The 17853-nt window shown below is 74.8% G+C and carries 14 protein-coding genes; 5 read left to right on the top strand and 9 right to left on the bottom strand.

Annotated features, from left to right (window positions below):
- The first annotated feature begins 57 nt into the window (after positions 1-57).
- Positions 58-813 carry a FadR/GntR family transcriptional regulator gene (locus tag MTF69_RS08330; protein WP_243332116.1) on the top strand — a complete coding sequence of 252 codons (756 nt, stop codon included), beginning with the start codon at positions 58-60 and terminating at the stop codon, positions 811-813.
- Between the two features lie 52 nt (positions 814-865).
- Here the strand turns inward: MTF69_RS08330 and MTF69_RS42810 are convergent, their stop codons facing one another.
- Positions 866-991: a hypothetical protein gene (locus MTF69_RS42810; protein ID WP_279345531.1), complete on the bottom strand. Its 126-nt coding sequence runs from the start codon at positions 989-991 to the stop codon at positions 866-868.
- Between the two features lie 350 nt (positions 992-1341).
- On the opposite strand from MTF69_RS42810, the gene MTF69_RS08325 reads away from it, so the two are divergent.
- Complete coding sequence (locus tag MTF69_RS08325; protein WP_243332114.1) at positions 1342-4053, top strand: regulator; 2712 nt, start codon at positions 1342-1344, stop codon at positions 4051-4053.
- A gap of 22 nt (positions 4054-4075) precedes the next feature.
- On the opposite strand, the gene MTF69_RS08320 is transcribed toward MTF69_RS08325, so the two are convergent.
- The 3 genes from MTF69_RS08320 to MTF69_RS08310 form a co-directional block, all read right to left on the bottom strand.
- Positions 4076-4456, bottom strand: a complete 381-nt coding sequence (locus MTF69_RS08320; RefSeq protein WP_243332111.1) for a VOC family protein — start codon at positions 4454-4456, stop codon at positions 4076-4078.
- Positions 4457-4521: 65 nt separating this feature from the next.
- Positions 4522-6450 carry an ABC transporter ATP-binding protein gene (locus MTF69_RS08315; RefSeq protein ID WP_243332109.1) on the bottom strand — a complete coding sequence of 643 codons (1929 nt, stop codon included), beginning with the start codon at positions 6448-6450 and terminating at the stop codon, positions 4522-4524.
- A 129-nt stretch (positions 6451-6579) separates the two neighbouring features.
- A complete protein-coding gene (locus MTF69_RS08310) occupies positions 6580-6966 on the bottom strand; it encodes a VOC family protein (protein ID WP_243332108.1) in 387 nt (128 codons plus the stop codon).
- Positions 6967-7102: 136 nt separating this feature from the next.
- Here MTF69_RS08310 and MTF69_RS08305 point away from each other — a divergent pair, with 136 nt between their 5' ends.
- A complete protein-coding gene (locus tag MTF69_RS08305) occupies positions 7103-9289 on the top strand; it encodes an AMP-binding protein (protein ID WP_243332106.1) in 2187 nt (728 codons plus the stop codon).
- A gap of 8 nt (positions 9290-9297) precedes the next feature.
- Here the strand turns inward: MTF69_RS08305 and MTF69_RS42805 are convergent, their stop codons facing one another.
- The gene (locus MTF69_RS42805) at positions 9298-11469 is read right to left on the bottom strand and encodes a GNAT family N-acetyltransferase (RefSeq protein WP_279345530.1); all 2172 of its coding nucleotides are present in this window, start codon (positions 11467-11469) and stop codon (positions 9298-9300) included.
- 105 nt (positions 11470-11574) lie between these two features.
- Between MTF69_RS42805 and MTF69_RS08295 the strand changes: the two genes are divergently transcribed.
- Positions 11575-11997, top strand: coding sequence for a DUF350 domain-containing protein (locus MTF69_RS08295; RefSeq protein WP_243332104.1), 423 nt, complete (start codon positions 11575-11577; stop codon positions 11995-11997).
- Positions 11998-12078: 81 nt separating this feature from the next.
- Here the strand turns inward: MTF69_RS08295 and MTF69_RS08290 are convergent, their stop codons facing one another.
- The 4 genes from MTF69_RS08290 to MTF69_RS08275 all read right to left on the bottom strand — a co-directional run bounded on the left by MTF69_RS08290 (position 12079) and on the right by MTF69_RS08275 (position 16481).
- A complete protein-coding gene (locus tag MTF69_RS08290; protein WP_243332102.1) occupies positions 12079-13323 on the bottom strand; it encodes an acyltransferase in 1245 nt (414 codons plus the stop codon).
- Positions 13320-14363, bottom strand: a complete 1044-nt coding sequence (locus MTF69_RS08285) for an alpha/beta hydrolase (protein ID WP_243332100.1) — start codon at positions 14361-14363, stop codon at positions 13320-13322. The genes MTF69_RS08290 and MTF69_RS08285 overlap by 4 nt, the downstream gene beginning before the upstream one ends.
- Positions 14364-14514: 151 nt before the next feature.
- Positions 14515-15198, bottom strand: a complete 684-nt coding sequence (locus MTF69_RS08280; protein ID WP_243332099.1) for a response regulator transcription factor — start codon at positions 15196-15198, stop codon at positions 14515-14517.
- Positions 15195-16481: a sensor histidine kinase gene (locus MTF69_RS08275; protein WP_374322456.1), complete on the bottom strand. Its 1287-nt coding sequence runs from the start codon at positions 16479-16481 to the stop codon at positions 15195-15197. Before MTF69_RS08275 ends, MTF69_RS08280 begins: the two co-directional genes overlap by 4 nt.
- A gap of 421 nt (positions 16482-16902) precedes the next feature.
- On the opposite strand from MTF69_RS08275, the gene MTF69_RS08270 reads away from it, so the two are divergent.
- The gene (locus MTF69_RS08270; RefSeq protein ID WP_243332094.1) at positions 16903-17853 is read left to right on the top strand and encodes an AEC family transporter; all 951 of its coding nucleotides are present in this window, start codon (positions 16903-16905) and stop codon (positions 17851-17853) included.

Here is a 17853-nt window from a genome sequence, read left to right as displayed (position 1 = left end):
CTCCTCGGTAAAACATCACATCTTTTGTCCATCCGGGGGTCACCGTACGCTTACGCCATGACCACTGAAGGGCCGGGCGGACCGGGCGGCGAAGGCGGAGCAGGCGGGCCGGGCGGCCCGGGCGGCCAAGGGCTTCACTCCCACGTACTGGACACGATCGGCCTGGCGATCACGGCCGGGGAGCACCCACCCGGCAGCGTGCTGCGCACCGACGAGATCGCCGAACGCTTCGACGCCTCCCGGACAGTGGTCCGCGAGGTGGTCCGTGTGCTGGAATCGATGCAACTGGTCGAGTCCCGCCGCCGGGTCGGCGTCACCGTCCGCCCCACCGAGGAGTGGAACGTCTACGACCCGCGCGTCATCCGCTGGCGACTCGCCGGCGCGGACCGCCCCCGCCAGTTGCGTTCCCTCACCGTGCTGCGCTCGGCCATCGAACCGGTCGCGGCCGGACTCGCGGCGCTGCGGGCCACCCCTGAGCAGTGCGCCGAACTCACCGAGGCGGCCCTGGGCATGGTCCGCACCTCACGCGGCCATCAGCTCGACGGGTACCTCCGCCACGACATCGCCTTCCACCGGACCGTGCTCAACGCCTCCGGCAACGAGATGTTCGCGCGGCTCGGCGATGTCGTCGCCGAGGTCCTGACCGGGCGCACCCGGCACGCGGTGATGTTCCACGACCCCGACCCGGCCGCCGTCACCCTGCACGTGCGGGTGGCCGAGGCCGTACGGGAGGGGGACGCGGCCGGCGCCGAGGCGCTGACGCGGCAGATCGCGGTGGGCGCGCTGGAGGAACTGGACGTACTCGCGCCGTAGGCGGGCGGACGGGCGGGCCGGCCGGCGCACGGAGGGACGGGCCGCCACCCGGTCAGTCGTGCACCCGGACGTTCACCGGGGGACGCGCGTCGGCGCTGTCCGCGCCCAGTCCCGCGAGCAGCCGGAGCCCGTCCTCGGCGGGGCTGCCGGGGGCCGCGGACAGGACCAGCAGTTCCATGCCGGGGCTCCCGGGGTCAAGGGTGATGCCGGGCCGCCTGGGGTCAAGGGCGAGAGGGGGAGCGCCGGGGTCAACGGTGATGCCGGGCCGCCTGGGGTCAAGGGCGAGCAGGGGATCGCCGGGCCCAAGGGAGACCGGGGGGCCGTCGGGCGCAAGGGGGACCCGGGGCCCAAGGGGGACCTCGGCGGACCGGAGACGTCGGGGCGGCCGGGCCGCAGGGGCAGCAGGGGTCTGCGGGTCCGGCGGGCGCGCAGGGGCTGCCCGGTCTTCCCGGCGCCGCGGGTCCGCAGGGCTTCGCGGGCCGCCCGGACGGCCCTGCGGGACCGGCCGGGCCGGCGGGCGCGCAGGGGGTGCCCGGTCTTCCCGGCACCGCGGGTCCGCAGGGCATCGCGGGGCCGCCCGGACGGCAGGGCGCCCCGGGTCCGGCCCGCGTCACCGGGGCGCTCGGTCCGCTGGGCCCGGCGGGGCCTCGCGGGGTGCCCGGCCCGATCGGCCCCTGTGCCTCGGTGGACAACCAGATGCCCAACAACTCCGAGGAGTTCGCGCCCGTCCTCAAGGACGGCAGGACCTACCTCGGCCGCCGCACCCGCGATATGGCGGGCCAGTGGGGCGACTTCGACTGGACCGGCGGCCTCACCGTTGCACCGGTCACCGGCTACCCCGCCGACGTCTGCACGGTCGCCCCGGCCATCCAGGGCAACGACGTGAAGATCAAGGCCATCACCAAGACGGGCACGCTCTACCGCACCCCCTGCGGGACCAGCGGGCGCGCCGTCACCTGCGACGCACCCTGGGCGCCCGTGCATCCGCAGCCCGGAGCCGCGACGCCCCCCGCCGCAGGCGCCCTGACCGGGACCCCGTCCGCGAGTGACCGCGCCTCCGGCACCCGCCCCGTACGCCACACTGGGCGGGTGCTGGGACATGGCGACGGGTACGGGGCCGGGGACTGGTCCTCCTTCGTGGGGCGGACCCGTGAACTGGCCCTGCTCGAACAGACTTTGCGTGAGGACCGGCTGATCACCCTGACCGGGCCGGGCGGCGTCGGCAAGACCTGCCTGGCCCGCCGGGCGGGGGCCCTGGCGGGGGCCGGTTCGCCCGGGGCCGGTCGCCCCGGGGCAGGCCATCCTGCGGGCCCCTTCCCCGACGGGGTCCACTGGGCCGACCTCTCCCCGCTGCCCGACGAACGACTGCTCGTGGCCACCGTGGCCGACGCCCTGGACCTCGCCGACCACACCGCCCGTACCCCGGTCGCAGCGGTGCGCCAATGGATCGGCGGGCGCCGGCTGCTCCTCGTGCTGGACTGCTGCGAGCACCTGGTGACGCCGGTACGGAGCCTCGTACGGGAGCTGCTCGACGCCGCCCCGCACCTCGTCCTGCTGCTCACGAGCAGGCAGCCGCTCGGACTGTCGGACGAACGCGTCCTGGACATCGGCCCGTTGCCGCACGCCGTCGACCCGTTCGGAGCCGAAGAGGCCCTCGCCCTGTTCACCCGGCGGGCCGCCGCTGCCGCCCCCGGGCAGGCGCCGCCCTGGACCGAGGCGCGGCTCGCGGCCGCCCGTTCCGTGTGCGCCCGCCTCGAAGGGGTCCCCCTCGCGCTCGAGTTGGCCGCCGCCCAGTTGACCGACCACACCATCGAGGGGCTGGCCGAGCGGCTCGCCCGCAGGATCGGCCCGCTGTCCGCACCCGCACCCGCACCCGCACTCGCAGCCGCACCCGCAGCCGCCCCCGTCCAGCCGCCGCGCCACCGCGCGCTGCGCACCGCCATCGGCTGGAGCCACGAGTGGTGCGCACCACGCGAACGGCTGTTGTGGCTGCGGCTGTCCGTCTTCGGCGGCTCCTTCGACCTGGCGGCCGCACGCGCCGTCTGCTCCGCCGGCCCCCTCGCCGAGGCGGACGTCCTGCCGCTGCTCGACGCGCTGGTCGCCAAGTCCGTCGTACGCCGGGGCGCGGACGGCTCGTACCGGATGCTGGACACGATCCGGGAGTACGGGGCCATGTGGCGCGACGAGGCAGGGGAGCGCGAGGCGCTGCGCGAGGCGCACGCCGCGTACTTCACCGAGCTCGTGCGCACCGCCGAGCGGGACTGGCTCGGGCCCGCCCAGCGGACCGGGTACCGGAAGGTCGAGGCGGTGCACGGAGACCTCTGCGCGGCCCTCGACCACCACCTGGCCACCGCCCCGGAGCGGGCCCTGGATCTGGCCGCGCGCGCCGGCTTCTACTGGGCCTGCTGCGGCCACCTGCACGCCGCCCGCGGCTACCTGGAGCGGGCGCTGGCCGCCGCGCGGCCCGAGGAGGTGCCCGCGCGGATCCGGGTGCGCGCCCTGTGGGCCCTCGGGGTGACCCTGCTCCTCCAGGGAGAGCAGGGGCAGGCCCACCGGATCGCCGTCGGCTGCGAGGCCCTGGCCGCGGGGCTCGACGGGGACCCCGGGCCGGCGCTGGACGCCGCGTACCTGCTGGGCCTCAGCCACCTGCTGGCCGGGCGGCCGCTGGCCGCGCGGATCGTCTCCGACAACGCCCTGGAGGCCTTCCCCGGCACGCCCTTCGACTCGGGGCCCCGGCTCCGCTGCCACCTCGTACGGGTCTTCGCGCTCACCGGCACGGGCCTGTTCACCGACGCCCGGGAGGAGGCGGAGCTGCTGCGCGCCGGCTGCACCGAGCGGGGCGAACACTGGACCCGGGCCTACGCCGACTACCAACTGGCCCTGATCTGCCTCTTCGAGGGGCGCCCCGCCGAGTCCGCCGTACACGCCCGCGCCATGCTGGAGAGCAAGCGGGAGCTGGGCGACAGCTTCGGCACGGCCCTCGGTCTCGACCTGCTCGCGGCGGCCCGCGCGGCGACCGGGGACGGGGCCGGCGCGGCCCGCGCGTACGGCACGGGCCACGCCTACTGGCAGGCCGTCGGCCACCCGCAGCGCGGTACGCCCGAACTGGCCTCGGTACGAGAGGAGTTCGAGCGTACGGCGCGCGGGGCGCTCGGCGACCAGGCGTACGAGGCGGCCTTCCGGGAGGGCGTACGGCACGGCCACGCCCTGCGCACCCGGCCCCACCCGTACGAGGGTTGAGCCCCGGTCGCCGGGGCGGCCCTCAGCCCGTCGAGCCCGTGCGCGGGGTGGTCTGCTGGACGGCCCAGCCGTTGCCGTCGGGGTCGGAGAAGTAGACGAAGGAGCCCCAGGGCATGTCCTCGATCTCGGTCACCTCGATGCCCCGGCCCTTGAGATCCGCGAAGGCCTCCTCGATGTCCGCGACCACGACCTGCATGTTGTCCAGCGAACCCGGTGTCATCCGGGTCAGGCCCTTGCCGAGGGCGATCGAACAGGCCGAGCCCGGCGGGGTCAGCTGGACGAAGCGGATCTCCTCGCTGACCGTGATGTCGTGGTCGGCGTGGAAGCCGATCCGTTCGTAGAAGGCCTTGGCCCGGTCGATGTCGGTGACCGGTACGGCGACCAGTTCCAGTTTGATGTCCATCGGCTGCTCCTGACTCCGGTGTCCCAGCGGTTGCGGGGGGCCGCTGCCGGCCGCCCCGTTGGCCATCATCCGCCGGAGACCGCCGCCGCGCCGCCCGGAACGGCCTGCTCCGCCGGCGTGTCCCCGTCCGGGCCGGCCGCCGCGAACTGGGTGCGGTACAGCTCCTCGTACCGTCCGCCCACCGCCAGCAGCTCGGCGTGGGTGCCGCGTTCCACGATCCGGCCGTCCTCCACCACCAGGATCAGATCGGCCGCCTGCACCGTCGACAGCCGGTGCGCGATCACCACGGCGGTCCGGCCCGCCAGGGCCTCGGCCAGGGCCTCCTGGACGGCCGCCTCCGAAGTGGAGTCCAGATGGGCGGTGGCCTCGTCCAGGATCACCACCCGCTGGCCGGCCAGCAGCAGCCGGGCGATGGTCAGCCGCTGGCGCTCCCCTCCCGAGAGCCGGTAGCCGCGCTCGCCGACGACCGTGTCCAGCCCGTCCGGGAGCGAGGCCACGAGCCCGTCGAGCCGGGAGCGGCGCAGGGCCTCCCAGATCTCGTCCTCTCCGGCCTCCGGGCGGGCCAGCAGCAGGTTGGCCCGTACCGACTCGTGGAAGAGGTGGCCGTCCTGCGTGACCATGCCCAGCGTCTCGCGGATCGAGTCCGCGGTGAGGTCCCGTACGTCGACCCCGCCGAGGCGGACCGCACCGGCGTCGGTGTCGTACAGCCGGGGCAGCAACTGCGCGATGGTCGACTTCCCGGCGCCGGAGGAGCCGACCAGGGCGATCATCTGCCCGGGCTCGGCGCGGAAGGACACCTCGTGCAGCACCTCGGTGCCGCCCCTCGCGTCGAGGGTCGCGACCTCCTCCAGGGAGGCGAGGGAGACCTTGTCGGGGGAGGGGTAGCCGAAGGAGACCTTGTCGAACTCCACGGCGACCGGCCCCTCCGGCACCCGGCGGGCATCCGGCTTCTGGGAGATCAGCGGCTTCAGGTCGAGGATCTCGAAGACCCGCTCGAAGCTGACCATCGCGCTCATGACCTCCACCCGGGCCCCGGCCAGCGCGGTCAGCGGCGCGTACAGCCGGGTCAGGAGGAGGGCCAGGGCGACCACCGAGCCCGCGTCCAGGGTGCCGGCGAGCGCGTAGTGGCCACCGAGCCCGTACACGAGCGCCAGGGCCAGCGCGGAGACCAGGGTGAGGGCGGTGATGAAGGCCGACTGGGCCATCGCCGTCCGGATCCCGATGTCACGCACCCGCGCGGCGCGCGCCGCGAACTCCGCCGACTCCTCGTCGGGCCGCCCGAACAGTTTGACGAGCGTGGCGCCCGGCGCGGAGAACCGCTCGGTCATCTGCGTGCCCATCGAGGCGTTGAGCGCGGAAGCCTCCCGTTGCAACGCAGCCATCCGCACCCCCATCCGGCGGGCCGGCAGCACGAACACCGGCAGGAGGACGAGGGCCAGCAGGGTGATCTGCCAGGAGATGCCCAGCATCACGGTGAGGGTCAGCAGCAGCGTCACGGTATTGGACACCACCCCCGACAGCGTGTTGCTGAAGGCCCGCTGCGCGCCGATCACGTCGTTGTTGAGGCGGCTGACCAGCGCCCCGGTCCGGGTCCGGGTGAAGAACGCCACCGGCATCCGCTGCACGTGGTCGAAGACCGCCGTCCGCAGATCCAGGATCAGCCCCTCGCCGAGGGTGGACGACAACCGGCGCAGGACCAGCCCCAGCCCCGCCTCCGCGACCGCGATCAGCGCGATCAGCAGGGCGAGGCGGGTGACCGTACCGCCCTCGCGGCCCTCGACGATCGTGGTGACCACGCGGCTGGCGAGCACCGGGGTGGCCACCGCGAGCAGCGCGGTCACCACGCTGAGCAGCAGGAAGAAGGTCAGCCCGCGCCGGTGCGGGCGGGCGAAGGCGGCGATCCGGCGCAGGCCGGCCCGCGAGAGCGGGCGCCGGTCCTGCTGGGCGTTGATCGCGCTGTGGAGCGAGGTCCAGGCGGTGACTTCCATATCCATGAGCCGAACCGTAGGACCTCAACCAAACTTGAGGTCAAGGGGTGGATGGCCCCGGGGTGACCAGGAACCCTGTTCGACACGTCGATCGACACGTCGATCGACAGGCAAGTCGACAGGCAAGTCGAGAGGTCAGTCGAGGCAGAAGATGTTTTCCTCGGGATCGGCCATCACGATGATCCCTTCGTTCTCCTCATCGGACTCCAGGCGGTACAGCCGCTTCGCGCCCAGCTCCTCCAGCCTGGCGGCCTCCACCTCCAGCGCGGCCATCCTCTCGTCCCCCTTCAGTCCGGGTGCCGAGCGCACGTCCAGGTGCAGACGGTTCTTCGCCTCCGCCTTGGCCTCCGGGACCCTCTGGAAGTAGAGCCGCGGGCCCTTGCCGTCCGGATCCGAGATGGCCGCCCAGTCGGCGGAGCCCTCCGGCGGAAGTTGGACGCGATAGCCCAGCGCCTGCGCCCAGAACACCGCCTGCGCGCCCGGATCGGCGCAGTCGTACGTCACCTGGAATTCCTTGGCCATGCGGCCTCCTGCCATTCGAAACCTGTCCAGCGGCACCAGTCGGCGCCAGCGCAGGACGATAATGGATCAACCGTCGCTCGTACGAGGGATTTTCGCAGCCCTCGTGCCTGTCGGTGCCCGGTGCCAGAATCGGCCCATGACGCAGGGATCAGAGTCCTTCACGCACTTCGGCCGGCGCGCCGACGACACCGTTCTCTCCCGCTTCGAACGCTGGGTGCGCGACACCCCGGGAGCCCATGCCCTCGCCGCGGGCACCGGCAGCCTCACCTACGGACAACTCGACGCACGGGCCAACCAGTCGGCCCGCCACCTCCTCGACTCCGGACTGCTGCCCGAACGGGCCGTCGTCGCCGTGGGCTCCACCCCGCGGGCCGAGCTCCTCGTCCTCCTCCTCGGCATCCTCAAGGCCGGCGCCGCCTACACCGTCGTCGACGTGGAGAACCCGCGCACCGGACAGCGCCAGCTCGCCGCCGCCCGGCCCTGCGTCCTGCTCGCCGACGCCGCCGACCAGGCCCGCCTCGACGACGGCGGCGACCTGCGGGTGATCCTCCTCGGCGCGCAGCAGGAGGCCGCCACGGGCAGGCTGTCCACCGACCCGCCGGACCGGGCCCCCCGAGGGGACGCGGCCGCCGTGCTGTTCACCGGGGGCGCGGACCGGCGGGCCGTCCCCCTCTCCCAGGAGCGGCTGCTCGCCGCCCACGAGGGATGGGCCCGGGTGGTGGGGCCGGTTCCCGAGGACCGGCACCTGATCACCGCCGCCCCGGACCTCACCGGCTTCGCCGCCGGATGGACGCGGGCCCTGTGCGAGGGCGGCACCCTCGTCCTGCCCGAAGGCCCGCGCTGGACACCCGCGTCGCTGCGCCGCGCCGTCGACGCCGAGCGGGTCACCGTCCTGCACACCGACCCGGACACCGCCGCCCAGCTCCTCGTACGCGACCGGGAGGCGTCCCTGTCGCGGACCCTGCGCCGCCCCGACGAGGGGCTGCGGTCCCTGCGCATGGTCACGGTCACCGGCGACCGCCTCTACCTCGACGAGCAGGCCGCACTGCTCGCCCGACTGCGGCCCGGCGCCCGACTGCTCAACGTCTACGGGCCCACCGAAGCGGCGGGCGTCGGCGCCCGCTTCGAACTCCCGCAGCTCGCAGCACCGTTGGACGGGCCCGAGGAGCTCTCGCTGATCGGAACCGCCTTCCCCGGCTGCGAGCTGGACGTGCGCGACGGGCAGATCCACCTCACCGTGCCCGGCGGCGGCGAACCGATCCCGACCGGGGATCTCGGAGTACTGCGCCCCGACGGCCTGCTGGAGTTCCGTGGCCGGCTCCGCGACCGGCTCACCGTGGAGGGCAAAGCCTTCGACCCGTATCCCGTCGAGTCCGCGATCCGCGGCCACGAAGCGGTGGGCGCCGCGCTCCTGGCCGAGGTCAAGGGCGCCGGTACGGGCGTGAACGCGCGACCGATGCTCGTCGCCTTCCTCGCCCCGGCCGCGGAGGACGACACCTGGCCCCCGGGATCCGACCTCCCCGACGGCGGGGAACTCCGCCGCCACCTGGCGGGCAGGCTGCCGGGGGCCATGATGCCGAGTGCCGTGTTCCGGCTGCCCAGGATCCCCCGGGACCGGGCCGGCCGCGAGCAGCGGGCCGCGCTCCCGATGCCGCCCGGACCGGCCGGGGAGGATCGCAGCGGAGGCGGGAGCAAGTACGGGGGCGCGTACGCGCGAGGGGACTCGGGGTCCAACATCGCCGGATGGGCCGGCGTCATCTTCTTCATCGCGGTCGGGCTGGTCCTGGTGGCGGGCTTCACCATGCTCCTGACCATGATCCTCTGGCCCGGTTCCACGGACCTCTCCGGCGTCCCGAACCCGTACGCGACGCTCTTCTTCCTCCTCTACCTGTTCGAGTGCTGGGCGTTCGCGGCCGGTGTCTGGTTCCTGTTCGCCGGCCGGTCCCGGATGCGCCGCCACGGGCGTCGCGGCCCCCGCATCACCGCGGCGGCCCATCTGGCGATCGTCTACCTGCTGGCCGCGTGGTGGCCGCAGGACAACTTCTACCGGCTCGCGGCCAAGCAGGACTGGCCCCAACAGGCCGCGCTCGTCTACGCCTTCAACATTCCCCTGATGATCGCCGCCGGGATCGTGGCGGTCTACGCCTCGCGTCCGCCGCTCAGTGCCTTCGACGTGGAACCGGACCCGGACCCGGACCGGGCATCGGCCCCGGCCCCGGTCCCGGTCCCGGTCTCGGCCCCGGCCCCGGCCTCGGCGTCGGTTCCGGGGCAGGCGCAGGCGCCGGTCCGGGACGGGGGCCCGACCAGGGATCCGGCCGGCTGAGCTCCGGCCTACCGGTCCCCGTCCGCCTGCTCGAACATCGCCCCGACGGACAGCGCTTCCGCCCGCACCAGCCGCTCGGCCGCGTCCAGCAGATCCCTGCCGGTCGCTGCCACCAGGGCGCCCATCCAGGGCGCCGGTTCGAAGGCACCGGTGGGGATGGCGGGGAGGAACACCGCGCCGATCCCGGCGCACCGGCGGGACAGCCGCTCGCACAGGTCGTCGAAGGCCGCCTCCGGCAGCCGGGCGCCCAGCTCAACCCGGTCGGCGATCCGTACGAAGTGTCCCGCACCCCGCAGTTCGTCGAGCCGGGCCGCCACCACGAAGGCCACGGACGGCCCGGTCAGGCGCAGGTTCGTCTCGGTCGGGGCGAGCCGTCCCGCGCCGTCGGCGACGAAGTCCACGTCGAACCAGCCCCGGTAGCCAGCGGCCGACAGCTCCCGGCCCACCGCGCGGCCGAAGGCGAGCAGCGGCTTCGCCGCCCACCCGGGGAGCACCCCCGGGCCCACCGTCGCCCCGCGGTACCCGCCGTCCGCCACGTCCATCACCGCCCCGCCGACCTCGTGCACGCGGCCCCGCGCGTCCACGAACCCGTCGTACGTGAGGTCGCGCGGCTCGGCCGGATCCGCCGGACCGCGTACGTACTCCTCCACCAGCAGCGGTCCGCGCGGCAGCGCCCGCACCGCCGCCCGGGCGCCGCCCGCGGCGCGGACCCGCTCGGGGGTCATCACCGCGGTGCCCGAGCCGCCCACGCCGTGCTCCGATTTGAGAACAGTGCTCTCGCCCGCCTTGGTCCGGGACGCCAGCAGCCGGATCGCCGCCCGCCGGGTGTCCGCCCGCCATTGCGCGGGCAGCGTGATCGCGGGGTGCGCGCCCTCCGCGAGGATCCGGCCGAACAGCCCGTGAGCCGCGGACTTCGACTCGTACCGCAGCTCGTCCGGCCGCCAGGGCCGCCGCGCCAGCCGGGCGAAGGGCGCGGTCAGGCCCCACGGGACGAGTGGCGCGGTCCCGGCGCCGGCCCCGGCCCCGGCGCCGGCCCCGGCCCCGGCGCCGGCCCCGGCTCCGGCTCCGGCTCCAGGCCCGGGCCCGGGCCCGGCCCCGGTCCCGGTCCCGGTCCCGGTCCCGGTCCCGGCCCCGGCCCCGGTCCCGGTCCCGGTCCCGGCCCTGGTCCCGGCCCTGGTCCCGGCCCTGGTCCCGGTCCCGGTCCCGGCCCTGGTCCCGGTCAGCCGTGCGGCCAGCGCCGGCCGGGACCGTACGGCGTCCGACAGGAGCGGATCCCGCTCCGCGAGCCCGTCGTACACCTCCACCCCGGCGGGCCAGTCCAGTTGGCGCCCGAGCAGGGAGATCCAGCCTGGCGGCACCGCGCGCGGCAGCACCAGCGCGGCCGGCCGCGGGCTGTAGAAGGCGGCCAGACAGGCGTAGTGGTGGGCGGCCCGCTGTTCCCGGTCCAGGGAGGCGTCCGCGAACTGCGCGTTGTACTCTGCGACATTGCCCACGTGCACGGCCGCCCCGCCGCCCGTCCAGGCCCGGGCCCAGTCCGCCAGGGGCACGGGCGCCACCTCGAACCGCACCAGCCCGCCGGAAGCATCCGGCCCCGGCTCCGGCCCCAGTTCCGGACCCCGCCCTGGTTCCGGCCCCAGTTCCGGACCCCGCCCTGGTTCCGGCCCCAGTTCCGGACCCCGCCCTGGTTCCGGCCCCGGCCCCGGCCCCGGCCCCGGCCCCGGACCCGGCCCCCGCCCCGGCCCCGGTTCCGGACCCGAGGCCACCGCGCCCATCGCCCGGTAGAACCCGGCGGCGTGCGGATCGGCGTCGATCAGCAGCCTGCGGAAGCCGAGCCCGGCGGCGCGCCGCAGCACGTCCCGGTACAGCAGGCGACCCACACCCCCGCCGATGGCGGCCGGTTCGACGAAGAGCAGCCCCAGCCGCCCGAGCGGCGGCTCCCCGTCCAGGGAGGCGAGCCCGAGCACCGTGGCCGGGCCGCCGCCGGACCGGCCTCCTGCCGCCCCGGCCGCGCCTTCGGCGACCACGATCCGCCGCCGTACCTCGTCCCCGGCCCCGATCCGCAACTCCGGCGCGCACGCGGCCAGGAACTCGGCCCCGTACCCCCAGTGCGCCTGGGAGCGCATGACCAGCCCCGTCAGCGCGTCGGCCTCATCGGGCCGCGCCGCCCTGAGCTCCGCCATTTCCTGACCTCCCCATGGTCGGGTGCGATGGCGTGCGATAGATTCGGCCACCGCGACGACAGGCACGCGACGTACTTCCTACCCCACCCCGGAGACGGCTTCCCAATGAGCGACATCATCAACGGACTTGGCCGCACCACCGCATTCGGCGGCGTCGGCCTGGTGCTGCTCATCCTCGGCATCGTCCTGGTGGACGTGCTGACCCCCGGCAAGCTGCCGAAGCAGATCTGGGAAGAGCGCAACCGGAACGCCGCCGTGATGCTCTCCTCGGCGCTGCTCGGCATCGGCGGCATCGTCTTCACCTCGATCTGGACCACGTACGACAGCTTCGGCAAGGGCCTGCTGTCCACGGCGGCGTTCGGACTCCTCGGCCTGGTCCTGATGGCCGTCGCCTTCCTGGTGCTGGACCTGGTGACCCCGGGCAAGCTCGGCGCCATCGTGGTCGACCCCGAGCCGCACCCCGCCGTGTGGGTGACGGCCTCCTGCAACCTCGCGGTCGCCGCCGTCGTCGCCGCATCCATCGCCTGACGGCTCACCTGGATCGCACGAGAGCGCCGCTCCCCGAGGGGAGCGGCGCTCTCGTTTCGTACGGGTGCTCCCGCCGCCGCTCTACGCCAGCCCCAGCGCGAAGACCGCGAACCCGGCCGCCAGCAGGCCCGCCACGGTGCGGCGCACCGCCGTGGCCCGCGTCCACGGCTGCTCGAACCGGCGCGCGTACCGGGCGATGCCCACCAGCAGCGCCGCGAACACCGGCATCCACGCCAGCCGCGCCACGATCCACCCCACGCTGTCCGGCGCCGTCGTCAGCCCGGCCAGCCCGCCCGCGAACGACCCCGGTACGGCGGCCGCCAGCATCGCCGTCTGGTGCCAGCACAGGATCGTCATCGCGCACAGGTTGATCACGACCACCGGAGCCCACAGCAGCGGCCGGGCCAGCAGCCGCGCCAGCCGGTCCCGCAGCAGGACCGCGGCCCCCGACTGGGCCGCGGCCAGGGCCAGTACCAGCAGCGACGGCGGATGCGAGTTGGTCCGGGCCTCGCCCGGCACACCGACCATCGACGCCGGGTAGTGGAAGACCATCAGCAGCGCCGCGAACAGGAAACCCCCGCCCGCCAGCAGCAGCCACCCACCGCGCCGCCCGATCCGGCCCTCGCCCCAGTCCACGCCGAGCTGGTACGCGAACAGCCAGCCCGGCAGGATGTTCACCAGCGCCACCCACCCGGGCACCGAGTCCGCGAAGGGCCCGTAGCGCAGGAAGTCCACCACGGCGACCGAGGCGAGCAGCGGGGCCGCCGCCCAGCCGCCGAACCGGTGCGCGGCGCGCACGCAGTACGGGGTCAGCGCGGTGACCACCACGTAGACCCCGACGAACCACAGTGGCTGGATCACCAGCTTCGCCCCGGTCCGCAGGGTGGCCTCGGGCACTCCGGCCGCGTACAGCACGGGCGCGGCCAGCGCCCACACCGCCGTGACCCCGAGCACCGGCCGCCCCAGCCGGGCGATCCGGCCCTTCAGCCAGGCCCCGGCCGATCCGGTGTGCCGCCGGAAGGACAGCGCCGAGGCGTAGCCGCCGACGAGGAAGAAGACGCCGAGCATCTGCAGCACCCAACTGGCCGGTGCCAGGCCGCCGAAGGCGGAGAGGGGACTGGCGTTGTGCAGGGCCCCGTCGGAGTCGAGGGTGAACCCGCCGAGCAGCCAGTGCCCGGTCGGAACGGCCAGCAGGGCCAGCGCCCGCAGCCCGTCGATCGCCCGGTCCCGGTGGGCGGGGGTCTTCGCGTCGATCCGGCCGGCGGCCGCCCGCGCCTTGGTGAGAATGCCCGGCGCGCTCGCCGGCCTCGTCTCCGTCGTGCTCATCGGCCCGCTCCCGTTGCGATCGCGGCGAAGCCCTTCAGGGACCCGGTGCCGGGGGCGAAGTAGCCGGTGTGGCCCGTCACGTCGGCGGCCGGGACCGGGCGGGCGCCGAAGGCCGCCGAGGTGGGATCGGCGCCGTGGCCGAGCCCGGCGAACTCCACGTTGGGCACGTCGGCGATCCAGTCGGAGGGCCCGCGCGCCGCCCATACGCGGGCTTCGGTGTGCAGGCGGGCGACGCTGTCGGCCCGCATCCCGGGGGAGCCGAAGGCGACGATGTCGGTGGCGTCCGTGTGCCGGGCCGCCAGCCCGCAGACCACCGAGCCGTAGCTGTGGCAGAAGAGCACCGGGTCGGGTGCGCCGACCGCGTCGAGCCCCTCCGTGAACCGGGCGAGGCGGACCGCGCCGGCCTCCGCCAGCCGCCCGCGGGCCGTGTCCAGGCCCATTCCGACGGGCGTGGTGTAGCCGGTCCAGGCGATGACGGCGGCCGCATCCCCGGTCGCGGACCGCAGGGAGCGGGCCATGCCCGCCGGGCCGGTGTACGCGGCCCGCGCGCGGTCGTGGGCCGTGGCGTCGTTGTCCGAGCCCGGCACGATCACCGATACGTGCGCGGTCCGCTCCAGGTCCCCGAACACCTCGGCGACGGTGCCCCGCCCGCGCGGGTCGAAGGCCAGGATCTGCCGGCCGGGCTCGGCCAGCGAGGCGAAGCGGGGCTCGCCGGTCGCCAGCACGGCCAGCCGGTTGGCCTCGTACCTGAGCGGGAGCGGAGCCCCGTCCAGGTTGCCGACCACCGACGGGTGGGCCCGTACGAGGTCCCGTGCGCGGGACCCGTCCAGCCCGGCGAAGAACCGCGCGACCTCGGAGGGCGCCGCCCGCGCCGGATCCGGCAGCGGCTGCCCGGACACCGTGTCGGCCCGCCAGGCGGCGCTGCCCGGCGGCGGGCCGGTGACCGCGGTCTGGGCGTCGGCGGAGGCCCATCCGGCGGTTGCGGCGACGACGGCCGCCGCCAGCGCGGCCGTGACCAGTGTCCTTACGAAGCGGCGCATGCCCCTTCTCCTCTCCTCGTGACGAGGAGGAAGGTAAGAAGGAGGTGGCGCAGCGGGCGTCGCACCGTGGAGCCAAACCGGATGTCATACCCAGGTAGGGGGTGGAGGAGAAGATCCTCCCGGCGGCCCGGCGGCCCGGCGGCCCGGCCGTTCAGGCCGTCGAGTCGCCCGGCCGCACCAGCCCCGCCTCGTAGGCGAAGATCACGGCCTGGGCCCGGTCCCGCAGGTCCAGCTTGCCCAGCACCCGCCCGATGTGCGTCTTGACCGTCTGCTCGGCGACCACCAGATGACCGGCGATCTCCTGGTTCGACAGCCCGCGCGCGATCAGTTCCAGCACCTCGGTCTCCCGCGGGGTCAGCCCGTTCAGCCGCAGCGCGGGATCGCGGCGCGGCACCGGCCGCCGCTCGACGAAGTCGGCGATCAGCCGCCGGGTCACCGACGGAGCCAGCAGCGCCTCGCCCGAGGCGACCACCCGTACCGCCGCGATCAGGTCCGCCGGCGGGGCGTCCTTCAGCAGGAAGCCGGAGGCCCCCGCGCGCAGGGCCTCGTACACGTAGTCGTCGATGTCGAAGGTGGTCAGCATCAGCACCTTCGGCCGGTGCACCACCCCCGGCGGGGGATCGAGGAGCTCGCGGGCGGCGCTGAGCCCGTCCATCTCCGGCATCCGGACGTCCATCAGCACCACGTCGGGGTGGACGGTGCGGGAGACCTGGATCCCCTGGCGTCCGTCGGGCGCCTCACCCACCACGTCGATGTCGGCCTGCGCCGACAACAGCGCGGCGAAACCCGCCCGCACCATGGCCTGGTCGTCGACGATGATCACGCGGATGGTCAACTTGGTTCCTCGGGAGTGGTGTTGATGGGCATGCGGGCGGCGACCCGGAAGCCGCCGTCGGGCAGCGGACCGGTGTCCAGCGTCCCGCCCGTCAACCGTACGCGCTCCCGCATCCCCACCAGCCCGTGCCCGGTGCCCGAAGTCTCCACCGCCACCACCGCGTCCCGCGCCGGGCCGTTGACCACGAGCACGAGGAGCTCCTCCTCGTCGAAGGTCACCGAGACCCGCGTCGGGGCGCCCGGCGCGTGCCGCACCACATTGGCCAGCGCCTCCTGGACGATCCGGTACGCCGACAGGTCCACGGCCGGCGGCGCCGCACCGGCCGCGCCCGCGGCCAGCGCCAACTCCACCGGCTGCCCGGCCCGTACGGTCGCCTCCACCAGCTGCTGCAACCGGCCCAGCCCCGGCTGAGGGGTCCGGTCGGCGCCGTTCGCCTCGTCGCCGCGCAGCACCGTCAGCAGCCGCCGCATCTCGCCCAGCGATTCGCGCGCGCTCGACGCGATCGCCGCGAACTCCTCCCGCACCGGCTCCGCCATGCCCGGCAGCCGGTACGGAGCCGAATCCGCCTGGACCGTGATCACCGACATGTGGTGGGCCACCACGTCGTGCAACTCCCGCGCGATCCTGGCCCGTTCCTCCAGCAAGGTGCGCCGGGCCCGCTCGGCCTCGCTGATGCTCTCCTGCTCCGCGATCTTCTGGCGCGCGTCGCCGAGCCCGCGCAGCGCCCCCGTCAGCGCGAGCACCACCCCCGCCAGGACGAACAGCAGGGCGACCGTGTTGGTCGACCCGTCCGGGCGGAAGGCCCACAGCGCCGCCCCCGCCACCCCGGTCGCCAGCCACACCCCGACCAGGGTCCGGATGGACTCGCGCAGCCCCAGGCAGGCCATCAGCACCAGGTAGCCGATGATCACCATCGGGGTCCAGGGCCAGGCGTGCCCGGCCACCCGGTCGGCCTGGGTCAGTACGGCGGCCCCGACCGTGTCCGCGAGGAGCACCATCCCCCACGCGGGCAGCGGCCGGGTCACGGCGAGCAGCAGCGGCAGGGTCTGGGCCACGCCGAGCGCCCCGGCCCAGCCGCCGCCCGCCTTGTAGTCGTTGGTCAGCACGGTGATCGTCACCGGCAGCAGCGTCATCACGCACACGGCGGTCACGGCGTACGGCAGCACCCGCTGCCAGGCCTCGGGCGCCTGCGCGAGCAGCGGCTCGGCGGCCCGCGCGGGCGTACGCAGCGCCACCGCGAACCGCCCTGGCCGGGCGTGGGAGGCATCCGGGTCTACCGGCACGGATCGGGGCGGCGAGCCGGGCCGGGACCCGGAGGGGGATCCGGACGGGGACCCATGCGGCGATCCGGGCCGGGATCCGGACTTGGACCCGGGCGGGGATCCGGACGGGGTCCGGGATCCGGGCCGGGCTCGGAAGAGGGATCGGAATCGGGATCGGGCTCGCTCGCTCATGATCGGTCCAGCGTATGCGTCCGCGTCACGCCCGGGCCCCGGACGGCTCTCCCCGGCCCTAGACCTGACCCGCACGTCAGGGTCAAGCCCGCCCCGGCGGCCGCGGCCGACCGGCATAGACTGCGCCCGGCACGGACGATCACCGAACGGCGATCACCGAACGGCGATCACCGAACGGCGATCACCGAACGGCGATCACCGAACGGCGATCACCGAACGGCGATCACCGAAGGGCGGGGAGCGGGTACGCATGGGCGGGGCGGCCGCGCTGGAGAAGCTCATACCGGTGGTGCTGGCCTTCGGCGCCGGCGTGTTCCTCGCGCGCCGCAAGGTGGTGCCCGCCGAGGCCTCCAAGGCCTTCGCCGACTACGCCTTCCTCTTCGCGGTGCCGTGCTACCTGTTCGGCAACATCTACGCCGCACACCTCTCCGCCCTCTTCGACTGGCGGGCCATCGGCGGCTACGCGGCCGCCGCCGCCCTCGCGGTCGCGGCCGTCGCCGCCGCCTCGGCGGCAGCCGGACTGCGCGACCCGCGGGCCGTGGCGCTGCGCGTGATGGCCGGGGTCCAGGTCAACACCGCCTACTTCGCCGTCCCCGTGTTCATCACCTTCTTCGGCACGGCGGCGCCGATCTTCCCGGTACTGCTCTTCCAGGTGTGCGTGCTGTCGCTCGTCGTCATCGCCATCATGGAACTGGGCCGCACCGGCCCCGGCTCGGGCGGCGGCCCCGCCCGGCGCCTGGGCCGCGCCGTCAGCGCCTCGCTCGTCACCCCGCTGGTCCTCGCCTGCAACGCGGGGATCCTGCTCAACCTGCTTTCCGTGCACGTCCCGGAGGTGGTCCTCGACGGGGCCGCCTTCGTCGGCGACAGCGCCTCCCCGGTGGCCCTCTTCGCCCTCGGACTGCACCTCGGCGGCATCGGCCTCGACATCCGGGGGACCACGGCCGAGGAACTGGCGCTCATCGGCTTCAAGTGCGTGGCCTTCCCCCTGCTGGCGTGGGCGGTGTGCGGGGCACTGTTCGGGGTCCGGGGCGAGTGGCTCACGTACCTCGTGCTGATCGCCGCGATGCCGACGCCCCAGAACCTGTTCATCTTCGCCCAGCGCTACGACGTGGGCGTGAACCTCTCCGCCGCCGTCGTGATCAAGAGTTCCCTGGTCTCCCTCCTGCTGCTGCCGCTCTGGCTGCAGGCGGTGTCCCCGTGA

Source organism: Streptomyces sp. AP-93 (assembly GCF_022808175.1).
Taxonomy (GTDB): domain Bacteria; phylum Actinomycetota; class Actinomycetes; order Streptomycetales; family Streptomycetaceae; genus Streptomyces.
The sequence above is the reverse complement of the archived record's forward strand: the minus strand, read 5'-3'. Positions and strand labels throughout refer to the sequence as shown.